5 protein-coding genes are annotated in these 4,308 nt (G+C 30.3%); all 5 read right to left on the bottom strand.

Annotated elements, in window-relative coordinates:
• Window positions 1-332: condensation domain-containing protein (locus tag TY10_RS00150; protein ID WP_042159269.1), on the bottom strand; the 332-nt coding region annotated here is incomplete at its 3' end.
• Window positions 333-548: 216 nt separating this feature from the next.
• Window positions 549-1,355, bottom strand: coding sequence for a 2,3-diaminopropionate biosynthesis protein SbnB (locus tag TY10_RS00145; protein WP_238327385.1), 807 nt, complete (start codon window positions 1,353-1,355; stop codon window positions 549-551).
• A 37-nt stretch (window positions 1,356-1,392) separates the two neighbouring features.
• Window positions 1,393-2,346, bottom strand: a complete 954-nt coding sequence (gene sbnA, locus TY10_RS00140; protein ID WP_042159267.1) for a 2,3-diaminopropionate biosynthesis protein SbnA — start codon at window positions 2,344-2,346, stop codon at window positions 1,393-1,395.
• A gap of 190 nt (window positions 2,347-2,536) precedes the next feature.
• A complete protein-coding gene (locus tag TY10_RS00135; RefSeq protein WP_052350260.1) occupies window positions 2,537-3,343 on the bottom strand; it encodes an ABC transporter permease in 807 nt (268 codons plus the stop codon).
• Window positions 3,344-3,347: 4 nt separating this feature from the next.
• Entirely contained in the window at window positions 3,348-4,160 is an 813-nt protein-coding gene (locus TY10_RS00130; protein ID WP_052350259.1) for an ABC transporter permease, read from the bottom strand.
• Window positions 4,161-4,308: the final 148 nt, after the last annotated feature.

The following is a 4,308-nucleotide window of genomic DNA, read 5'->3' as shown; positions in this document are numbered from 1 at the left end:
ATATCAATCAACATATTATTTTTATCTTCTTCTTGAGAAAGATCCAAATGAATGATATTAGCTTCATGTTTTTTCAATATGATTTGTACAGGATTCTCCACCTCTTTCCATCTATAAATAACACGCATCATTTCATTTGTTGCAGTAACGAAATTCCATGCTTCATTAAAAGCTACAAGATCAATATTTCCTAATATACTAATCACTAGTTGGACAAGGTATTGCTCACTTTCAGAATCTTTTAAATATTGAAGTAGGATTCCTTCTTGAAGTGATGATAATCCAATAATATCTTCAACATTTGTCCTATCGACCTTATGTGTTTGTGTCATAAGATTCCTCCTATTATTCTCAACATCCAATTTTTGGATAATGATTTCTGTGATCAATCTAAAAATGTTCCAATATTCATTTCTATCAACTTATTTAAATAATAATGCCCAATAGCTATATCAAATACCGCTAATCCCATTGGATTAAACATAATTGGTTTATCTCCATTGTTCATTAAAGCATCATTAATTATCACATTCTCAAGTGAATAGGTTTCATTTTTTTGTCAGTCCTTTTTCATGATGAAACTTCTCTATATCAGTGTTTTCTCGGCAAACTTCTTCCCAGTCGTCTACAATAATAGATTGACTGAAATATTTGAACGTAGAAGATAGGTAATCCCTTAAGGATATATTTAAATGCAATGAATTATCCTTTGGTTGTTTATTAATATATTGCTTATCTGATACTGTACATGTGATAAAAACATCAGAATCCACATAAGCTTCTTCCCAATGGTTTACAATTGTTATTTTTTTGATATCAATATAATCTATTTCATCTTTATTAATATTTTTCTTTGAATCAAATAGATAGACTTCTGAGATTCTATTACCAAGTATTTCTGCGCACATTCTTAAATGATACTGCCCAATTGGCCCCCATCCTATCACACCTAACTTAACATTTTCTAAGTTATTGACTTTATCAAACCAATTGAGTACTAAACCACTTACAGAAGCTGTGCGGATAACACTCAACATTGGAGTATTGAAAATTGCAAGAGGTTGCCCCGTTTCCACATCATTGAGAATTACAACACTGTGTGCTCTAGGAAACCCTTTTTCAATATTTCCTGGAAAACTAGAAATCCACTTTATTCCTGTTATATTGAAAGTACCACCAATAAAAGCAGGCATTGCTATCAGTCTATTTTTCAAATTCCTGTATCGAAGATATGGTTTTATTGGTTGTACATAGTCTTTATTATTTAAGCATTTTACTGCATCATTTATTACACTAATTAACTTTGGCCAGTGAACTCCTACATTAATTAAATCCTTTTCAGTCACATATAACATGGATAGCCCTCCAGCAACAAGGTATTTAACATAAATCTTAATTTAATATTTCACTAAACCATTGGTCATTAAATATCGTATTAGCATATCTATCTCCTCTATCAGGAAACAATGCAACAACATCTTGAACTTTATCATACTTTCTTTCTTTAAAATATTTCTTTATAGCTGAATATACAGCTCCAGATGATCCGCCTGCAAAAATTGAATACTTATCTAGAAGTTCCCGACACCCTAATACGGTAGATACCTCGTCAACAATAACCACTTCGTCTATTTTTGAATGTTTTAATATTTCTGGAATTATGTTGGAACCAATGCCGGGAATGTTTCTCTTTTCTGGTTTTCCACCAAAAATCACAGAACCTACTACATCCACTGCGATTACCTTAACTTTTGGAAACCTCTGTTTAATCCTCTGAGAAACACCTGTTATTGTCCCTCCAGAACTAACACCAATAAAAATATAGTCAATATTATCAAATTCTTCACATAATTCTTTCCCAAGAGTGTTATAATATGCTTCAGCATTATAAAGATTTCCGTATTGATTTACCCAATAAGAGTTTGGCCTTTCAACTATCAATTCTTGTACTTTCTTTATTCGATTTAATAAAAACCCCCCACTTTCGTGGGGTTCTATTACTTTAATCACCTCAGCCCCTAATTGATTTAATAATGTTTCATTTGTTTTTAATATTGTTGGATCAATAACACAACAAAATTTTAATCCATACTTTTTACAATATGATGAAAGAGCAATTCCAAAGTTCCCTGAAGTGGACTCAATTAAAGTAGTATCTTTGTTTATTTTTTTCAATTCTAATAACTTTTCTATTATGTACACTGCTGCTCTATCTTTAACACTACCTGTCGGATTATATGATTCAAGTTTTGCATACAAACTAATCTGTTGAATGTTATCTTCTTCTAGATTAATTTGAGCCAAAGGAGTACCTCCATGATTATCTAAAATAGACTTAAAGCGCATATATACCCTCCTTTTCGGGTGATTATTCCTAAACAGATATGTCAATTAAAAATATAAATAATATTCACAACACTCAAATTATGCTCAAGATCCTGAAAGAAGAATACGAACATATAAGCAACAAATTCTAAATGAAGTTTGCAAAAAAAATCAATATTTCTTAATCGCCACAATGACATTAAAGATCCATCTAACTTGCACTACTATAATGCTTTATCGCAATTTTCCATAAAACCCTTGATAATATCAAAAAAGGAATAGGAACAAATAATCCCCATACTATTAAGTATGAATTAATATCATCTACTAATGCTAATAAAGGAAAATTTGATATAATAAATAAAGGAATAAAAAATACCCCTATTCTCACCATCCATTTACCATAAATACCCATAGGCATATTGTTATAGTCCCAAGCTATTTCCATAATGCTTGTTAATGATCCAACCTTTACTATCCAAAACGCAGGTAATTGCAATATAAAGAAAATGGAATACGTTAATATTATTGAAGAAATCATGAGTAATACATAAATGATTACGTTCCATAAAGTTATTGTTATATCCATTTCAGATAATCCAACAAAAAACAATGTACCACCTACTATAAAGTTCGGAATTGTAGCCCCAAATTGAAATGACCTAAAACTGACCATAAATTGTAAAGAAATCGGTTTAGTTATTAACAAATCAAGCATACCATCTCTGATTCTTGTACTCATATCTAGAAAGTTCATCATAAAAAAGCCTACAAAGATACCAGTAAGAATCATATGATTACCGCCGATCGCGAGTATAAAAGCCGGAGAAATTCCCATAATGGATACATTTGTCTTATATATTGCAAATATATACACTAATTTCAACAATATATATGCTGTTTCACTAATAAGCTCCATAAAAAAATTAGCTCTATATTCCATGTATCCAATCAAGTTATTCTTTATAAAAATCCTAAAGATAAATAGGTACTTTTTTAAATCCTTCATCAGTTTCATTCCCCTACCCCCCAGCAGATATATATTTTTTCATGCCTAGCCCCCACATTATTCGCGCTAAAATAAAAATCAGTATTATCCAAAAAATTTGAATTAATATACCAAAAATAACCTGTCGAATTGAAACTTCATCTAGTAATATGCTTATTGGAAAAAATATTGTGTACTTAAATGGGAAAAAATTTAATATACTTTCTGTGTGTTTACCTAAAACAGCTAGCGGTAATAGTCCACCACTAGCTATATTGATTACTAATCTGCTAGAAATAATTACACCCCATATTTCAATCAACCAAAACGATACAGTCGATAACGCATAAAATATCATAAAGTTTAAAATAACCGCTAAAATTAAGACCAGAAAGAAAATAAACAATCTTCCATATACCAAATCAAAAGATAAAATTCCATGTAGAGTTGTAACACTAACAAATAGAACAATTAAGCTTATTATAAAATGTATTAATTTTTGTCCGAAAAAACGAAATATTCTGTAATTCAAATATGAAATTGGCATAATTATAAACCTACTTAAATAACCGTTTTTTATATCCGAAGCAATCTCATATTCGAAACCAGATGATACAAATTTTGAAACTACACTTGCCAACACTAAATACAACATTAAACCGCTAAATGTATATCCATTTATTACCGTTTCAGATGAATTAGTATAGACTGCCTGCCAAACAAAAAACTGTACGACCACTGGAAACATACTCGCTACTATACTTAGAAAAAAATCGAATCTATATTCCAGCGAATTTTGTAGACCGATTTTAAAAGAATATAGGTATTTATTTATCTTTTTCATCATTCACATCACCTTTTCGGTAGAAATACGAGATCCCCTCTTCAATAGGTATATTTTCAATATTAAAATCAATGATAGGTAACTTGTCTAATATGGATTTAACACATTCATTTACCAGATGTTTCTGAACTTCAATTGTGCCACTATACCC

The sequence above is a fragment of the Paenibacillus gorillae genome (assembly GCF_000513275.1).
GTDB lineage: Bacteria > Bacillota > Bacilli > Paenibacillales > Paenibacillaceae > Pristimantibacillus > Pristimantibacillus gorillae.
This window is presented reverse-complemented; position numbering and strand designations above follow the sequence as displayed.